17 protein-coding genes are annotated in these 15,240 nt (G+C 61.6%); 4 read left to right on the top strand and 13 right to left on the bottom strand.

Features of this window, described 5'->3' with window-relative positions:
* Positions 1–202: 202 nt before the first annotated feature.
* The 3 genes from ABT24_RS08210 to ABT24_RS08200 are packed head-to-tail and all read left to right on the top strand — an operon-like array spanning position 203 to position 3,287.
* Positions 203–1,360: a glycosyltransferase family 4 protein gene (locus ABT24_RS08210; RefSeq protein ID WP_276730080.1), complete on the top strand. Its 1,158-nt coding sequence runs from the start codon at positions 203–205 to the stop codon at positions 1,358–1,360.
* Positions 1,357–2,268, top strand: a complete 912-nt coding sequence (locus ABT24_RS08205) for an NAD-dependent epimerase/dehydratase family protein (protein WP_276730082.1) — start codon at positions 1,357–1,359, stop codon at positions 2,266–2,268. Before ABT24_RS08210 ends, ABT24_RS08205 begins: the two co-directional genes overlap by 4 nt.
* Positions 2,265–3,287, top strand: a complete 1,023-nt coding sequence (locus ABT24_RS08200) for a glycosyltransferase family 2 protein (RefSeq protein WP_276730084.1) — start codon at positions 2,265–2,267, stop codon at positions 3,285–3,287. The genes ABT24_RS08205 and ABT24_RS08200 overlap by 4 nt, the downstream gene beginning before the upstream one ends.
* Before the next feature lie 7 nt (positions 3,288–3,294).
* Here ABT24_RS08200 and ABT24_RS08195 read toward each other — a convergent pair whose 3' ends face one another.
* Together ABT24_RS08195 and ABT24_RS08190 are read right to left on the bottom strand one after the other, a co-directional pair.
* Positions 3,295–3,729: a putative toxin-antitoxin system toxin component, PIN family gene (locus tag ABT24_RS08195; protein ID WP_276730086.1), complete on the bottom strand. Its 435-nt coding sequence runs from the start codon at positions 3,727–3,729 to the stop codon at positions 3,295–3,297.
* Entirely contained in the window at positions 3,726–4,010 is a 285-nt protein-coding gene (locus ABT24_RS08190) for a type II toxin-antitoxin system Phd/YefM family antitoxin (protein WP_276730087.1), read from the bottom strand. Before ABT24_RS08190 ends, ABT24_RS08195 begins: the two co-directional genes overlap by 4 nt.
* A 311-nt stretch (positions 4,011–4,321) precedes the next feature.
* On the opposite strand from ABT24_RS08190, the gene ABT24_RS08185 reads away from it, so the two are divergent.
* Positions 4,322–5,443, top strand: coding sequence for a glycosyltransferase WbsX family protein (locus ABT24_RS08185; RefSeq protein WP_276730089.1), 1,122 nt, complete (start codon positions 4,322–4,324; stop codon positions 5,441–5,443).
* Positions 5,444–5,450: 7 nt separating this feature from the next.
* Here ABT24_RS08185 and ABT24_RS08180 read toward each other — a convergent pair whose 3' ends face one another.
* From ABT24_RS08180 to ABT24_RS08130, 11 genes are all read right to left on the bottom strand, one after another.
* The gene (locus tag ABT24_RS08180; RefSeq protein ID WP_286737644.1) at positions 5,451–5,846 is read right to left on the bottom strand and encodes a methyltransferase domain-containing protein; all 396 of its coding nucleotides are present in this window, start codon (positions 5,844–5,846) and stop codon (positions 5,451–5,453) included.
* Complete coding sequence (locus ABT24_RS08175) at positions 5,839–6,480, bottom strand: class I SAM-dependent methyltransferase (RefSeq protein ID WP_286737642.1); 642 nt, start codon at positions 6,478–6,480, stop codon at positions 5,839–5,841. The genes ABT24_RS08180 and ABT24_RS08175 overlap by 8 nt, the downstream gene beginning before the upstream one ends.
* Positions 6,477–7,937 carry a flippase gene (locus ABT24_RS08170; RefSeq protein WP_276730094.1) on the bottom strand — a complete coding sequence of 487 codons (1,461 nt, stop codon included), beginning with the start codon at positions 7,935–7,937 and terminating at the stop codon, positions 6,477–6,479. Before ABT24_RS08170 ends, ABT24_RS08175 begins: the two co-directional genes overlap by 4 nt.
* Positions 7,938–8,090: 153 nt before the next feature.
* Positions 8,091–8,501, bottom strand: coding sequence for a type II toxin-antitoxin system VapC family toxin (locus tag ABT24_RS08165; RefSeq protein ID WP_276730096.1), 411 nt, complete (start codon positions 8,499–8,501; stop codon positions 8,091–8,093).
* The gene (locus tag ABT24_RS08160) at positions 8,501–8,743 is read right to left on the bottom strand and encodes an AbrB/MazE/SpoVT family DNA-binding domain-containing protein (protein WP_276730099.1); all 243 of its coding nucleotides are present in this window, start codon (positions 8,741–8,743) and stop codon (positions 8,501–8,503) included. Before ABT24_RS08160 ends, ABT24_RS08165 begins: the two co-directional genes overlap by 1 nt.
* Before the next feature lie 72 nt (positions 8,744–8,815).
* The gene (locus ABT24_RS08155; RefSeq protein WP_276730103.1) at positions 8,816–9,661 is read right to left on the bottom strand and encodes a glycosyltransferase family 2 protein; all 846 of its coding nucleotides are present in this window, start codon (positions 9,659–9,661) and stop codon (positions 8,816–8,818) included.
* A 74-nt stretch (positions 9,662–9,735) separates the two neighbouring features.
* A complete protein-coding gene (locus ABT24_RS08150) occupies positions 9,736–11,757 on the bottom strand; it encodes a hypothetical protein (protein WP_276730107.1) in 2,022 nt (673 codons plus the stop codon).
* Positions 11,758–11,759: 2 nt separating this feature from the next.
* On the bottom strand, positions 11,760–13,988 hold the full coding sequence (locus ABT24_RS08145) for a hypothetical protein (RefSeq protein ID WP_276730111.1): 2,229 nt from the start codon (positions 13,986–13,988) through the stop codon (positions 11,760–11,762).
* Positions 13,985–14,410, bottom strand: coding sequence for a type II toxin-antitoxin system VapC family toxin (locus ABT24_RS08140; protein ID WP_276708765.1), 426 nt, complete (start codon positions 14,408–14,410; stop codon positions 13,985–13,987). Before ABT24_RS08140 ends, ABT24_RS08145 begins: the two co-directional genes overlap by 4 nt.
* Complete coding sequence (locus ABT24_RS08135; RefSeq protein ID WP_276730114.1) at positions 14,407–14,640, bottom strand: type II toxin-antitoxin system Phd/YefM family antitoxin; 234 nt, start codon at positions 14,638–14,640, stop codon at positions 14,407–14,409. Before ABT24_RS08135 ends, ABT24_RS08140 begins: the two co-directional genes overlap by 4 nt.
* Before the next feature lie 218 nt (positions 14,641–14,858).
* Positions 14,859–15,240: pilin (locus ABT24_RS08130; RefSeq protein WP_286737639.1), on the bottom strand; the 382-nt coding region annotated here is incomplete at its 5' end.

The following is a 15,240-nucleotide window of genomic DNA, read 5'->3' as shown; positions in this document are numbered from 1 at the left end:
AAGAATGTGCCAACAACGGTCTTTTATCTGCTCGCTGCGTGATGGCGTTTCATGATTGTCTGAAGCAATTTATGGCGGGGTCCATCGCCAGTGCAACATTCCGCATCAGTTCGGTGTTGGGTGAAAAAGGGCTAAGCCTAGTCCTAGCAAATGCCTCATCGTTGTGACCCCATCGGTTGATGTGTGCTAAGCAAAGTGTCATATGAAAGATTTCCCGACGCAGATTCGCAATTCATCGGTATTGCGCCTACTTGTTGTGGCTACTTCCTATCCCTCAAGCTTGATTGATTGGCGCGGCTTATTCATTCGCCATCTGGTTGATGCATTGGCACGGCGGGATGATCTCGATGTTGCGTTGTGGGCTCCGCCAGGTGAACGCACTTTGGCTGTCAGCGATGCAACGACGCCGCAAGAAGCGCATTGGCTTGACCGCTTGATGCAATCTGGGGGAATTGCGCATGCTTTGCGCAGCAACCGTTTGCGCGGAGGCTGGCTGGCGCTCGGTTTGCTGAGCCGTTTGCGCAGGGCTTACTCCCGGCATGCGGATCGGATCGATGTACTCCACTGCAATTGGCTGCAGACCATGTTGCCCGCCCCACGCAAGCTGCCCGTGCTGGTCACGGTACTCGGTACGGACATGCAATTGCTCAAACTGCCGCTAATGCCAGTTTTGTTGCGCTGGGCTATGCGCGGACGTTCTGTTTCCATCTGTCCCAACGCAGAATGGATGGACGCGCCCCTCCGTTCCATGTTCGGTGATGAAGCGCAGATTCAAGCCATCCCATTCGGGATCGATACAGCTTGGTTCAATCTGCAGCGCCACGTTGATTTCGCTGCGCCATCGCGCTGGTTGGTAGTGTCGCGACTGACGCGAAGCAAGCTGGGCTCGCTTTTCGAGTGGGGTGAGCAATTGTTCAAGGATCAACCACGCGAATTGCATCTGTTTGGCCCCATGCAAGAGCAGATCGATTTGCCGCCATGGGTCCACTACCACGGCCCCGCCACGCCCGCGCAGCTTTGTGAGACCTGGTTCCCTCAGGCGCATGGGCTCATCACTCTGAGTCGCCATAGCGAAGGCAGGCCGCAAGTCATGCTGGAAGCCATGGCCGCGGGACTACCCATCGTCGCCTCGCAACTACCCGCGCACGCTGATCTGCTTGCGCATCAAACGACAGGGCTGCTATGTGACGGCCCCGAGACACTCGCAGCCTCTGTGCGTCACTTGGAGGGACGTGAAGAGAATCTCCGAATCGGCAATGCTGCGCGAGCGTGGGTCCGTGAAACCATCGGTACATGGGACGATTGCGCAGCTCGCTACACAGCGATTTACCGAAAACTTGTCGCTGGGACGCAACCATGAGCCTTCAAGTGCTTGTTATTGGTGCGGCTGGATTTATCGGACAACATCTCGTGAATGCCTGGGTTCAGGAGGGTGTCTGCATCCACGCCCTCGTAAACCAAGCGCGGGCTGAGTTCGATCCGCGTGTACAAACGCTTGGTACCGATGCGAATCTTTCTGCAGTGCTCGCGCGTTGCGACGCAGTTGTTTGGCTGGCATCTGGGACGACCCCGGCGAGTTCAGCGGGAAACCCATTACTAGAACTCGGCAGTAATCTTGTTCCGCTACTCGGCGTGCTTCATGCGCTCCAGGCAACTCCGCAATGTCACCTTATCTATGTATCTTCGGGCGGCACCATTTATGGTGAAGTCGACCACCCTGCAGAAGAGCCTCTCGCCGCGCATCCTAGGTCTTACTACGCTGCGGGCAAGGCGGCTGCCGAGCACTTTATCGAGGCCTATTGCAGGCAATATGCGGGTAGAGCCACCATCTTGAGACCCTCCAATGTCTATGGCCCTGGCCAGACGCTGCACGGGGGTTTTGGTGTTATTCCAGCGGCGATGGACTGCCTGCGTCAGAGTAAGCCCATGACGTTGTGGGGTGATGGCGAAAGCCTGCGCGACTACCTCTACATCGACGACTTCATCGCCGCCTGCATGACCACGCTGCGACAACCGCTGCAACATGGCATGCGTGTGTTCAACGTTTGCAGCGAACAAGCCACCAGCCTCAAGCAGTTGCTCGCGCTCATCGAACAAGTGACTGGGCGCACTCTGCATCGCGATCAGCGCCCGTCGCGCGCGGTGGACCTGCACCGCGTGCTGCTCGACGGCACGCGCATCCGCCGGGAACTGGGCTGGGCGCCGCACACCAGCCTGCACGATGGTTTGCAACGCACTTGGCAATGGCTCAACGCGACCCAGCCTTGAACTCCGATACGCAGCCGCGAATTTCGGTGTGCATCGCCAATTACAACGGCGAGCATGTCGTGAGCGACTGCCTCGATTCGGTACTGGCCCAGACAGTCGATGCGTCCATCGAGATCATCGTCCACGACGACGCCTCTACCGACGGGTCGCTGCAACTGCTGCGTGAGCGTTACCCGCAAGCCCGGCTCATTGCCAGCGACACCAACGTCGGATTCTGCATCGCCAACAACCGCATGTTGACGCAGGCGCGCGGCGAGTTCGTACTGCTGCTCAACAACGACGCCGCGCTTGCGCCCGATGCGCTGAGCACTTTGCTGAATGAAGCCGCGCAGCAACATCCGCAAGGTATTCTCAGCCTGTCGCAATTCGACTGGACCAGCGGCGCGCTGGTCGACCGCGGTTGCCTGCTCGATCCCTTCTACAACCCCGTGCCCAACGCCGACCCGCAGCGGCGCGACGTGGCCATGGTGATCGGCGCCTGCTTGTGGCTGCCGCGTGCGCTGTGGCAGGAGCTTGGCGGCTTCCCTGAATGGTTCGAGTCAATCGGCGAAGACCTGTACCTGTGCTGCCACGCAAGACTGGTCGGCTATCCGGTGCAAGTGCCCGCCGCCAGCAGCTACCGTCATCGTCAGGGTGCCAGCTTCGGCGGCAATCGCGCCTCTGCAAGCGGGCTGGCCACCACCTATCGCCGCCGCCGCCTCAGCGAGCGCAACAAGACCTTTGCCATGATCATCTGCACGCCTGGCGTTGCGCTTTGGCTGCTGTTGCCCCTGCACTTGTTCATGCTCACCCTGGAAGGCCTCGTGCTCAGCCTGTTGCGTCGTGACGGGCGCCTATGGCGTGAGGTCTATGCCGGTGTATGGCGAGCTTTGTGGGCGCAGCGGAAGCAACTGCGTGCGCAGCGGAAAAACCTTCAATCGGCACGGCATGCGACGCCGCGCGTTTACTTCAGCGGCTTTGTCCTGCGTCTGCGCAAGCTCGACATGCTGCTGCGCCACGGTGCGCCGGAAATTCGCTAATGCCGCCTCACTCGCCCGCGGTAAGCAAAAACGCGGCGGGCGTCAAAATGGGCATGCCGTGCCAGGGGTGTAAGACGAGCAGATCGGCGTCGCTGGTGACCAGGGCCACCGCGTGACACGCCAAGGCAAGTGCCAGAAACTTGGCATCTTTCGCGTCTCGGCACGCGCCAGAAGCAGCCTGCTCGCTCGCTGCATCCACCTCCATAAGTTGCGCGTGCCTGGAGACCAAGGCCAAGAAATCAAGCCGCGCTTGCTGAGGCAGATAGCGGTCGAATTTGGGACGCTGCAAAACCTCGCGCAACTCATCCAAGGTGGCGACACAAGCCGCAAGCTCGCAGGTGAGCAGCGCATTCAACAGCGCCTGACGCGGCACCGAATCGGGGCGCAAAATGGCGCCGATCAGCGTGCTGGTATCGATGACAACCCGCTGTCGGCCGCTCACCGCGATTCTTTGACCAGACGCAGCACGTCTTCATCGGTCAACGTCCGCGCGGCGGGTGTGAGCTGGGCGTCGCTCTTGGCCAATGAGGCCTCGAACTCCGCCACCGCCGTGCTGCGTTTGCGCCGTGCGGCCTGCAGCGCCTGCAAATCCTGCATGTCTTGCGGCGAGACGATGAACGCCGCTGCGCGCCCATGCCGGGTGACGACCACCGGCTCGCGCTGCACGGTATCCAGCAACTGCCCAAAGCGGTTCTGGGCTTCGACCGAGGTGACGGTGATCATGGAAGACTCCTGCGTGAACTGTCTATTCTAGCCATTGTAGCTAGAATAGACAGGTTTGGCTTGGCCACGGCCTGCCCTGACAGATCAAGCGTCCATTGCGGCCGATTGCCATGACCAAGCTGCAGCATCACCTCCGCCACGGTCCCATACGACCGCGCAGGCCGTCCCGCAGGCCACGCGCGGCCATACGCAAGGCTGCGAGTAGTTTGCAGCTCCCGGAGACTTTGAAAATGCAGTAGGTGGCAGAAGTATGCAAAGTCATGGGAAAATCGAGTCGAAAACTTCGGAATTCTAATATTGGGGTATGCAACATGGCGGAACGTAATTCAACTTTGCTCATAGCCTTCTATCTGCCTCAATATCACCCCATTCCCGAAAATGACGCTGCATGGGGCGCGGGCTTTACCGAATGGAACAATGTCGTTAAAGCTAAACCTAAGTTCAGAGGGCATCAGCAACCGCATCTTCCGAGGGATCTCGGATTTTATGATCTACGTCTGGACGAAACACGTAGAGCGCAAATCCGAATGGCGATTGAGTATGGCCTTGATGCCTTCTGTTTTTACAGCTATTGGTTTGATGGCAAGGCAGTCTTGGGGTTGCCCATAGATTTGGAGTTTTCCGCAACAGATCGCGACTTCCCAATTTGCTTGTGCTGGGCGAATGAAAATTGGACGCGCGCATGGGATGGAAGAGAAGCAGATATCATTCTGAAGCAAGATTATGCTGATGCAAGCATGGACGAATATTGTCGATATTTAGTCAATAAGTTCAAGCACCCGAGATACTTGCGTATCAATAACAGGCCATTATTCCTTGTTTACTCTCCTGAAGAAATTCCGATCGAAGCAAATTTTCCAGAAAAATTAAGGCAATATGCCAAGGGTGCCGGCATTGAACGCATTAATCTGATTGCGGTAAAGCATGGCCGCGCCACAAAAAGCAGTAGTGATTTTCTTAACATGGGTTACGATGAAGTTTTGCTATTCCAACCCAACAAAAACGATTTTCCTGAGCAAGCGACTGTCAGAGGGCGCGCCAAAGGATTTATTAGAGAATTGCTGCCATCAAGTTTATTCAACATGCTACGGCTAAAAATAAGCTCTTACCAATCAATCAATTATAAAATGATGGTCGAAAATATTTGGAAACGATCTCTTGATGATTTCGAGTTAACTTGCATCTTTCCGAGTTGGGACAACACCGCAAGGCGATCCATATCGACAGTTGTACAGAACGATATGCCAAGTGTGTTCGGTGATTGGTTGCGCTTTGAAATCGTGCGATCCAATCAAAAGAAACGCGGAACACGCGCCATCTTTATTAATGCATGGAATGAGTGGGCAGAGGGTTGTCACCTTGAGCCAGACCAAAAATGCGCTAACGCATTTCTTGAACAAGTAATGCGGTCAAAAAATAGCACTATTAAGTAAATTGTATTTATGCAGCTTTTTTAATTCTAACCGTTATATATTCGCGATTATTTGCCAAAACCATTTCTATGATATCAAATAAAATCGCATTCAATCCCGTTAGTGGATTGAATTTAGGTGCTCGATTTTTATTCGACTTAATTGTTTGACTTGAGATGTAAATCTTTGAAGCGGAGACGCCATGCCAAAAATATTGCGTGATATCGAATGATGCGGCATCAGACATTTTTTCTAATCCAGTTCTACTGAAGATTGACAGATGTCGTGGCGGCTCCAGTCCTCGCCAATTTTCTTTGAACTCATTCGAACATAAACTATCTATGTTTGGAGTCTCTAGCCAAAGTGATCCACCATCTTTCAATAATCCGTTTAATGTCCGCATCATGGCAAGCGGGTCATGCACATGCTCGATGACATGGCATAAGGTAATCACGTCGTAGCAGGCGCTGCGCCCATCCAGCACCTCGATCCAGCCCGCGTAAGCGGGCGGCCTGCACCGCGCCCGCATCGAAATCCAGCCCTTCCACTTCCCATCCGGCCTGCCTTGCCAGCAGCAGAAAGCCGCCATTGCCGCAACCCACATCGAGCAGACGCCCGCCACCAGCAGGCAGCGGCGGCAGATGTCGGCACTCGGCATCCGCCGCCGTGCGCAGCGAAGGCAGCAGCGGCAACAACCAGCGCCCAACCGGCAAGGCCGGGCTGCGTTGCAATCCGTAGCGGTGGTTCTGGTAACCGTTGATCAGGTCGTGCAACAGGCTGCGGATGCGGCCCTTGCGGCGCACGATGGGATGATCTTCGGCATCGTGGGTGTAGTAACCCGCATAGGCGCGACCGATGCTTTCTGGCGTGGGCCGCGGATCGAGATAGCCGCTGGCGCACTGCGCGCAGCGATACATGTCCCAAGCGCCATCGGCCACGCAAAACACGCGGTCGGTCAGCCCCTTGTAGAGCAGGCTGCGCTCGGCGCTGCCGCACACCGGGCACTGCGGCACCGCTTCGAGATCGGCCTGCGGCCAGGGGCGCGGAGCTTCGCTCATGGTGTGATTTCCTTGTGGGTGCCGGGCCGATTCAGGCGCAGCATGTGCAGTGCTGCCAATGCGCAGGTTGCAACGAGGATAGCGGTCAGCGCGAGTTGCAGTGGGCCCTGCAGCACATACACCACCAGCAGGAACACCGCGCACGCCAGGCACAGCAGACCAACACCTTTTGCCAGCATCAAACGCAAGGGTTGCTGCAGCCACCACGCGGTGCCGTACAACAGCGCGGTATCCAACGCCACGCGCAGCGTCCACGCCAGCGCCGCGCCGGTGATGCCGAACCAGTGCACTCCAGCAACCAGCAGCACGGCGAACACCGGCAGTTCCAGCAGGTGCAGCTTGGCGGTCAGGTCCGAGCGGCCATGCGCCTGCAGCAGGGCGTAGGGCAAATGCGCAGCGCTGTTGAGAAAAATGCCGATCAGCAGCAGTTGCAGCACGGGCGCGGCTGGCCCCGCGAAACTCGCATTGAGCCAGAGCACCAGCAAGGGATGCGCAAAGACCGCCACCACAAGGACTGCGGGCAGTACCAGCACCACCACCGCACGGATGGCGAGAGCCAGAAGCCGGGTCGAAGCCTCGGGGCGCGTCTGGGTTTCCGCCAGCGCCGGGAACAGTGCGTTCATCGCGGTTTGTGGCAGCGACGTGGCGCGAAACGCGGTATCGAACGGCACGGTGTAATACGCCACCGTCGCGGGCGGAAACAGGCTGGCGAGATAAAAGCGGTCGGCATAGACCATCAGCGGGCCGATGAGGTTGCTCACCGACAGCCAGCCGCCAAAGCGCAGAGCGTGGCGCAGATCGTCGCGGCTGGCGTGGATGCCCGGCTCGCGCGGCAGCAGGCGCTGCAACTGCGTGAGCCACAGCGCCATCCACACCACGCGCGTGGCGGCCAGCGCGGCGATCACCCAGCCGATGTCGGGGCGGATCAACGCCACGATCACCGGCAGGCCGAACTGCAGCAGGCTCATGGGCATGCGCCACAGGCTCAGCAGGCGGAATTGCTGCAAACCTTCCAGCGTGCCCATCGCTCCGGTGGCGGCCAGCGCGAAGGGAATGGACAGCGCCAGCGCGCGCAAGCCGAAAAGGGTCTCGCGCCCCATCTCGCCGCCGAGCGAAAACAGCCGCTCCACCAGAAACGGCGCGGCCCACCACAGCGCCACCAGCCACAGCACGCCAAAGCCCGCGAGCAGGCCGATGACGCGCCACACCAGTGCGGCCACCTGCGCGCGCGAGCGTCCCAGCCCCAGGCTGCTGGACACGGTTTGCGTGAGCGCGCGGCTGAGGCCCAGATCGAACAGCCCGGAAAATCCGATCAGCCCCAGCGCCAAGGTGAACACGCCCAGCCGCGCCGCGCCCAGCGCATGCAGCAGGATGGGCAGCGCCACCAGCCCCACGCCCAGCGTCACCAGTTGCCCGCCGACATTCCACAGGGCGTTGTGCGCGACCTTGCGACTCATGCTCAGCGCGCCACGCCTACGCCTGAAGCCATTGCGGCCTGCATCAACGCCGCGTCTTGCGTGGCGATGGGCAACTGTGTGGATAGGGTCATGCAAATCCATCCCCAACCCGCCGCGCCATCATCCAGTGTCCTAATGAACAATCAGGGATCATCATGGGTTTTTCTCCGGCGTAATCAGTTCGAGGCCCGGGAAATAGCTGCGGTAACGCCGCGCATCCCGGGTGAGCAGGGGCCAGGACTGCACCGCTGCGTGCGCTCCGATCAGAAAGTCCGGCAGCACGCCGGTTTTACTGCCACCGACGCTGCGGTAGCGGGCAAACGCCTTGCCAGCAAGGAATAGCGCCGGTCTGGGCACTTCGTGCATGGCCAGCCCAAGTTTGCTCAGCACGGCGTCGAGCGCCTCATAGGTGCTGAAGGCCAGAGACAGTTCAGAGTAGATGACGGGGTTGATCACCAGCGGGTGGACTTGCGACTGCGTGCGCAATTGGTGGATCGACCAGTCGGCCCATTGCGGGTCGTCTTCCAACACGTCGATGAGCACGTTGGTGTCGATCAGCAGCATCAGGCATCGCCGCGCAGGAGTTGCATCAACTCGTCGGTGCGCCACTTGACCGTCGCGCTGCCGCGGACCGCTTGGAAACGGTCGCGTCTGGCGGGAGGGCGCGACGAGGTTGCGGGCTTGAGCACGACACTGCCTGCGGCATCCACTGAAAACTCCACCCCGCTGCCGGGTTTGAGATGCAGGGCATCTCGGATGTGCTTGGGAATGGTGACCTGGCCTTTGCTGGTGAGCGTGGTGGACATGGCTTCTCCAAAAGTATTACCGTTTTTGGCATGGTAACGCTGGCGGGCTGGACGGGCTCCTTGCTTAGGCCTTCATCCATCGCGCTTGTACGTCAGGTTGGTGATCTGTTCCGAGATCAGCCCGATGAGGAACACGATGACCGCCGCGCTCATGAGCAGCGCGCTCATATTGGTGAAGCGATGGCCAATGGTGAAGGTATAGGCATAGTTGCCCAGGCCCAGCAGGAAGAACCCGGCAGCCACCGGCGCGAACAGCTTGAGCGGCGAATACAGCGTGGCGATCTTGAAAATGATGAGCAGAAAGCGCACGCCGTCGCGTAGCGGGCGGATGTGGCTCTTGCCGATACGCCGCGCCGCGACGATGGGCACATAGGCGACGGGGTAGGCGCTGCGGAAAAACGCCATGGTGCTGGTGGTGGGGTAGGAGAACCCGTTGGGCAGCAAATGAATGAATTCGCGGAACTTGTCGGCCCGCGCGGCGCGAAAGCCGCTGGTGAGGTCGAGCACGGGGTGGTTGGTCATCCAGCTTGCCAAGCGGTTGTACAGGCCGTTGGCCAGGCCGCGGCCCACGCTGGCCTGCGAGCCGTCGCCGCGCGCGCCCACGGCCATGTCGTAGCCTTCGTCCAGCTTGGCGAGCAGGCGGGGGATGTCGGCGGGGTCGTGCTGGCCGTCGGCGTCCATGAACACCAGCACCTCGCCAAGCGCGGCGCGCGCGCCGGTTTTGATGGCGGCGCCGTTGCCCATGCCGTAAGGCTTGCTGATGACCCGCGCGCCCGCCTGCTCGGCCACAGTGGCGGTGGCGTCGGTAGAGCCGTCGTTCACCACGATGACTTCGGCTTCTGGGTAGAGCGCGCGGATGCGAGCGACCGTCTGTCCCACAGCGCCGACTTCGTTGCGGGCGGGGAGAATGACGGACAAGGAAGTCTTTGGGGTCAGCTCCGGCTTTGTGGCAAATGCATCAAGGCTAGACCTGACTCCCTGCAGATCAGTCGTCATTTCTTCTCCCCGATTTCTTCGGTCAGCACCTTGCGCAAATGCGCCTCGCTGTCCTGATAAAAGCCCACATGCCGCAGCCAGCGCTGGTGCAGGGCGGCCATGCTCCAGCCCTGAATGTGCGCCAGCGGCGACGGCACTGCGTCGAGCAGGTCGAGCGCCTTTTGCTGATGCCCGGCGCTGGCGAGTTCCACGGCGAAACGCAACCGCGCGCCCACCGGCAGACCGGGCAGCCGCAGGGCTTGCAGGTCGAGCGCATAGGCCGCTTGCGCATGCCCGGCGGCGAGGGCCGAGAGGGCTTCACGGTGCAGCAAATCGCGCTGCACCGTGGCCTGCCTGGCCTGCGGATTGGCCAGCGCCGCAGCAATCAGGTCTTGACTGAAGTGGGCGCCCAGCGCGGTGCAGGTGCCCAGGCCATCGAGCAATTTGCCGAACTGGTATTGGGTCACGTTGTCGGCCAGATCGGCGGTGCGGGCAGCCTGCAGCAGGCTGGCGCGCAAGCCCTCGGGCGCCTGGCCTTGCGCGCAGGCCACGCCAGCGCGGTTGATCAGCAGAATGAGGCTGTGCGGATGCTCGCGCAATGCGGCATCGAGCAGGCGCGCGGCCTCGGGGGTGTTGCCGACATGGCTCCAGAAATTGGCCAGATAGCCTTGCGCCCGTGGCGAATCCGGGTGTTCGCGCGCCCAGACCAGCGCTTGCTGGAAGGGCTTGCCCCAGACATCGGCCCGGCGCGCGGTCTGCAGCGCAAACAAGGCCAGCAGCGCCACGGCGAACCAGATGGGCCACTGCCTGCGTGGCGCGGCTTGCGCCTGCCTGCCTTGCGCGGCGCGCACTAGCCAGATGGCCAGCGGCAGAAACATCAGCGCAGCCGGCAGGTAGTTGCGATGTTCGAATGCGAGTTCGAGCTGCAGCCAGGTGCTTTCCATCACCTGTCCGGCGAGATAGAAGCCCACGGCGACACCGGCCGCAGCCACTACGGGGCTGCGCGCCCAGCGCGACAGCGCGGCAAAGACGATGAGCGCCAGGATGCCGAGCACGGCCAACAGCGTGGACAGCGGCTGCAGCAGCCCGGTGGAGAGCACGATGTCGTCGTGGAACAAGCCGCCGTCATGTGTGCGCGCCAGCCAGATGTCGCCCAGATACGTCCAGACGATGCGGCTCTCGGTGAGCAGGCGCTGCAGCGGGGTGAAGTCGCGCCCGGCCATCGCGCCCGTCCACAGGCCCGGCAGAAAGGTGGCGAGATAGCCCAGCACCGCCAGCGCGGGCAGGCGGATGAACACCCAGCGCCAGACGAGAAACGTGCGCCCGCCTTGCGCGACGGCCGTGTGCTGGCGGTCGAACACCAGCGCCTCCAGCACCCAGGCCAATACCGGCAACAACGCGCCGTTCTCTTTGGAGAGCACCGCCAGCAGCGTGCCCAGTGCCAGCGAGACGCTCATCCACACATAAGCCGCGCGCCTGCGCCCCTGCGCCAGCAACGACCGGCCATGCGCGTAGCCCCAAAGCCCGGCGAATACAAAGGTGGCGGCGAGCATGGCCATGCGCTGCACCACATACAGCGTGGTGCTCACCCAGAACGGGTCGAGCAGCCACAGCCCTGCGCTCAGCACGCCCACCCAGGCGGCGGGCTGCCGCGCCAGACCCAGCGCCCGCGCCAGCGCCGCACTCAGACCCGCGAGCAGTACGCCGTTGAGCAGGTGAAACGCCACGTTGGTGAGCTTGAACGCCTCGGGCGCTGCGGGCCAGTTGCGGGCATCGAGCAGAAAGGTGGCAAGCGACAGCGGCCGTCCCGTCGGCCCGGCAAAACCCGAGGTGAGAAAGGCCACCACTTTCCACCAGGTATCGATCTGCCCATAGTCGCCCAGCGGGGCGAGGTTGGAAAAATCGTCGAACAGAAAAGGCCCGGTGCGCCCGGGCCAGTAGGCCAGCCAGGCCAGCGCCAACATGGCCGCAAGCGACGCGAGCGGCAGCATGCGGCGAAAGGTCGGGGCGGTGCGGGAAGACGGTTCGTTGTTGTGCATGGTTAGCGACTTTCCGTTTCAGTCGGCCCGCTGGTCTTCATCTTCTGCGCCAACTCCTGCGTCAGTTGCCTGATCTCCTCGTCGTGAATGCCAAAGCGATTGAGCTCACGCATGCGTTCCAGCACGTTGCCCGCATCGCCGTAAAGCCCCGCGGCCATCTGCATGACGAACAGGTTTTTCCAGTAGTCGTACTTGCCGGGGTCGAGTGCCACGGCGCGCAGCATGAGCTGGTAGGCCAGCGGGTTGTCGTGCGCGAGGTTGGCGGCCCAGTTGGCTTGCAGGGTGACCAGATCGGCGCGGCTGGGGTTGCGCTGCACCGCGAAGGCGATCAACTGGCCGAGTTGCTGCACATCGCCCGGGGTGTAGTGGCACACGCCGTTGATGCTGCACTGAATCAGGCTGTAGAGCGCGCCGACGTCCTCCGCGCTCATCGGCGAGGTGGCGATGGTGTGGTGCATCTCGGCCCACCAGCGCGGCTGAATGGGCAGATCGTTCTTCGCCGACATGAACACCAGCGCCTGCAAGGGTTGCAGATCGGCGCCGGGCAGCAGCGCGCCCTGTTCCATCTGCCGCATGCCCATCTGGAACTGCGGGCTGCCCACACCCTGCGCCGTGATGAGCATCATGCGGCCCAGGTCGTAACTGGCGCGGGGAGACTGCGGATGCGTGGTCGCCTCGAAGTACGCCAGCCGGTACGGATTGCCCCAGGTCTGCGCGCGAATCGCGGTAAACAGGCCGTAAAGCGCGATTAAGGCTGACACACCGCCCACGGTGAGCAGGCGCAACGTGGCGCGGCGCTCGGCATCCGGCGCGTGCCCCCTCCCGGCCTCCCCCACGCTGTGGGGGAGGTGAGAACTGCGCTGCGCGAGCTGTAGGCCGCCCCTCCCGGCCTCCCCCTCTGCGTGGAGAAGGGGTGTTTGCCCCCTCTCCACTTGTGGGGAGGGTTGGGGAGGGGGTTGTGCGGTGCTTGGGCTCCAAGTGAACAACAGGGCGAACAGTGCCAGAAAAATGCCCCAGTCCGGCAGATAGTTGCGGTGCTCATACACCAGTTCCAGCGGCACGAAGGTGGACAGCAGCGACTGCCCGGCAAACCACCAAAGCACGCCGAATGCAAACAGCGGCAGCCGCTTGCGCAGCCACAGCGCCGCGCCTAGCAGCGCCGCCAAAAACGCCCAACTCGCCGCCGTCGTCCACGGTGACAGCCAGCCGGTGGATAGCGCAATATCGTCGTGATAGAGCGAAAGCGCATCGGGCGAGGGCAGCACGATCCAGCGCAGATAGTCCACCAGCACCCGCCCTTCGGTGAGCAACCGCTCGCTCAAGGTGAACGGGCGCGCGGCGTAGGCCGAGCCATTCAGCGCGCTAGGCAGCAACCAAGCCAGACCGAGTACGCCGGGAATCAGCAGCAGCACCACGAACACCGGAATCAGCGGGTTGAGACCGCGCGGCAGTGTGCTGGCCCCCTCCCCTCCTCCCCCACTGCGTGGAGGAGGAGGGGTTTTTGCCCCCTCTCCACTCGTGGGGAGGGCCGGGGAGGGGAGGTATTGCGCCGCAAGCGCCCCCCGCAGCACCACCCATTCCAGCACGAAGGCGTAGGCCGGCAGCATTACCCCGGTTTCCTTCGCCAGCGCGGCCACCGCCGTGCCGATGGCCAGGCTGCCCCAGATCCACGCCATCGCCCCGCGTCTGCCTGCGATCAGCCGCATGCGCCCGTGCCAATACCCCAGCAGCCCCAGCAGCACAAACGCCGAGGCCAGCGCCTCCTCGCGCTGAATCACATACAACACCGCCGTGAGCTGAATCGGCGCCAGCACCCAGGCGGCAGTGGCCAGCAGCGCCAGCGTGGGCGCGCCCACCAGCCAAGGGCGCGGCGCCCGCCCTTCCTGCCAGCCCAGCACCCGCACCGACAGCAGCCAGATCAGCCAGCCGTTGAACAGGTGCAGCAGCACATTGGCCAGTTTCAGCGGCCAGGGGTTCATGCCGGTGAACACCATTTGCGCGGCAAAGCTGAACATCGACAGCGGCCGATCCAGCGGCCCCGCGTGCGCGCTCCAGATCGCGTGCCAGAAGTGGGACTGCAGCGCGCTTTGCGCAAACGCCGCGTTGTCCACCAGATTGCCGAAGTCGTCGAACACATACCCGCCCGACAGGCCCGGCCAGTACACCAGCAGGCCGAGGGCGAGAATGCCGAGCAGCACGAACGGGGCGGCCCGCAGCTTGGCAGATTTCATGGGGCTGCGCCTGCCCAGACGCCCACGCCGCTGGCCTCGGCTGCGCGCCGCAACGCGGCATCTTGTGTGGCCAATGGCAAGCCCTCGTGCAAGGCCAGGGCGAGGGTGCTGGCGTCGTAGGCGCTCAATTCATATTGCCGGGACAAGGCCAGCAACTCCCCAGGCGCGCTATCTGCGGGCTGAGGCAAGGGCTGAATGGGCAAAGCGGCCAGCAGCGCCAGAAAGCGATGGCTACGCGCCTCATTGCAGAGACCACGCCGTTCTGCAACCCGCAGCACGTTGGCAATTTCCAGCGTCCAGAGCAACGGAACGCAGGCGGCATGATGGCGCAAGCTCTCCAGCGCTGCGGACGCATAGGCGCTGGCCTCGTCCTCAAAAAACCAGGCCAGCGTGACCGAAGCATCCAGAACGAACCGGCTCACCGTCTGCCGTCCTCGATGAGCGCGCGAACCGAGCCTTCGCCGGTGGTGCACCCGCGGGAAAAACTACGAAGTTCCTCGATGGCAGCCAGCGGGTCGGGCGTGGCCGTGTGCACCGGAGCGAGCTGCGCCACTGGCTGCCCATGCCGAGTGATGGTGATGCGCTCCCCCGCCGCCACTCGCTTGAGCAAGGCGGGCAAATGCGTCTTTGCCTCGAAGGCCCCAACATCCATGACAGTACTCCCGCAGACTGGTCTGATCTGGTTGATTGTTGTGGAATCCATCAAGACTGGCAACTGGCAAAAGATAGGGAGCGAAACCCGACCCCGGAAACTCTCACTGATGCGTCAAGGCATTTGCGTCGCCATGAAAAAACCCGCCTCGCGGCGGGTTTCGGGGTGAAGAAAGGGCAAGGTGGTATGAAGCTAGACCTGACCCCGTTAATTCTTCTTTACGACTTGCAAGTGCTCGGGAGATATTTTTGAGGAATAGTGCCGTTAGATTTGCAGACCCAGCTAATGGCGCCACCGCCTGTCGTCACGGCTGAAAGTGAAAGTACCGCACTGGTGCCGATAGCAGTATTAGCAGAAGGGCCGCCAAAGGTGGCGCTGATGGTCTTGCCAGCGGTTTGTGAGACATCCACCTGCGTAACATATTTTCCGCTGATTGAGGTGTCAGTCGCCAAACCGGCAGCAGCATTATTTGCTGGAAGATTGCCTGTGTTTGTGTAATATTCAGCCACGGCAGTCTTTGCGCCATCCATCAGCGACAAACCTTCGCTCACCTGCGCCCGAATCGTGTAATCCTGATACGCCGGAATCGCGATCGCCGCC

Source organism: Thiomonas sp. SCN 64-16, from assembly GCF_001725585.1.
GTDB classification, from domain to species: Bacteria; Pseudomonadota; Gammaproteobacteria; order Burkholderiales; family Burkholderiaceae_C; genus Thiomonas; species Thiomonas arsenitoxydans.
This window is presented reverse-complemented; position numbering and strand designations above follow the sequence as displayed.

What these genes read in the sequence shown, in the direction of transcription:
- ABT24_RS08210 (WP_276730080.1), top strand. Translation starts at nt 203, where the DNA reads ATGAAAGATTTCCCGACGCAGATTCGCAATTCATCGGTATTGCGCCTA.
- ABT24_RS08205 (WP_276730082.1), top strand. Translation starts at nt 1,357, where the DNA reads ATGAGCCTTCAAGTGCTTGTTATTGGTGCGGCTGGATTTATCGGACAA.
- ABT24_RS08190 (WP_276730087.1), bottom strand. Translation starts at nt 4,010, where the DNA reads ATGATCACCGTCACCTCGGTCGAAGCCCAGAACCGCTTTGGGCAGTTG.
- ABT24_RS08185 (WP_276730089.1), top strand. Translation starts at nt 4,322, where the DNA reads ATGGCGGAACGTAATTCAACTTTGCTCATAGCCTTCTATCTGCCTCAA.
- ABT24_RS08175 (WP_286737642.1), bottom strand. Translation starts at nt 6,480, where the DNA reads ATGAGCGAAGCTCCGCGCCCCTGGCCGCAGGCCGATCTCGAAGCGGTG.
- ABT24_RS08170 (WP_276730094.1), bottom strand. Translation starts at nt 7,937, where the DNA reads ATGAGTCGCAAGGTCGCGCACAACGCCCTGTGGAATGTCGGCGGGCAA.
- ABT24_RS08165 (WP_276730096.1), bottom strand. Translation starts at nt 8,501, where the DNA reads ATGCTGCTGATCGACACCAACGTGCTCATCGACGTGTTGGAAGACGAC.
- ABT24_RS08160 (WP_276730099.1), bottom strand. Translation starts at nt 8,743, where the DNA reads ATGTCCACCACGCTCACCAGCAAAGGCCAGGTCACCATTCCCAAGCAC.
- ABT24_RS08150 (WP_276730107.1), bottom strand. Translation starts at nt 11,757, where the DNA reads ATGCACAACAACGAACCGTCTTCCCGCACCGCCCCGACCTTTCGCCGC.
- ABT24_RS08145 (WP_276730111.1), bottom strand. Translation starts at nt 13,988, where the DNA reads ATGAAATCTGCCAAGCTGCGGGCCGCCCCGTTCGTGCTGCTCGGCATT.
- ABT24_RS08135 (WP_276730114.1), bottom strand. Translation starts at nt 14,640, where the DNA reads ATGGATGTTGGGGCCTTCGAGGCAAAGACGCATTTGCCCGCCTTGCTC.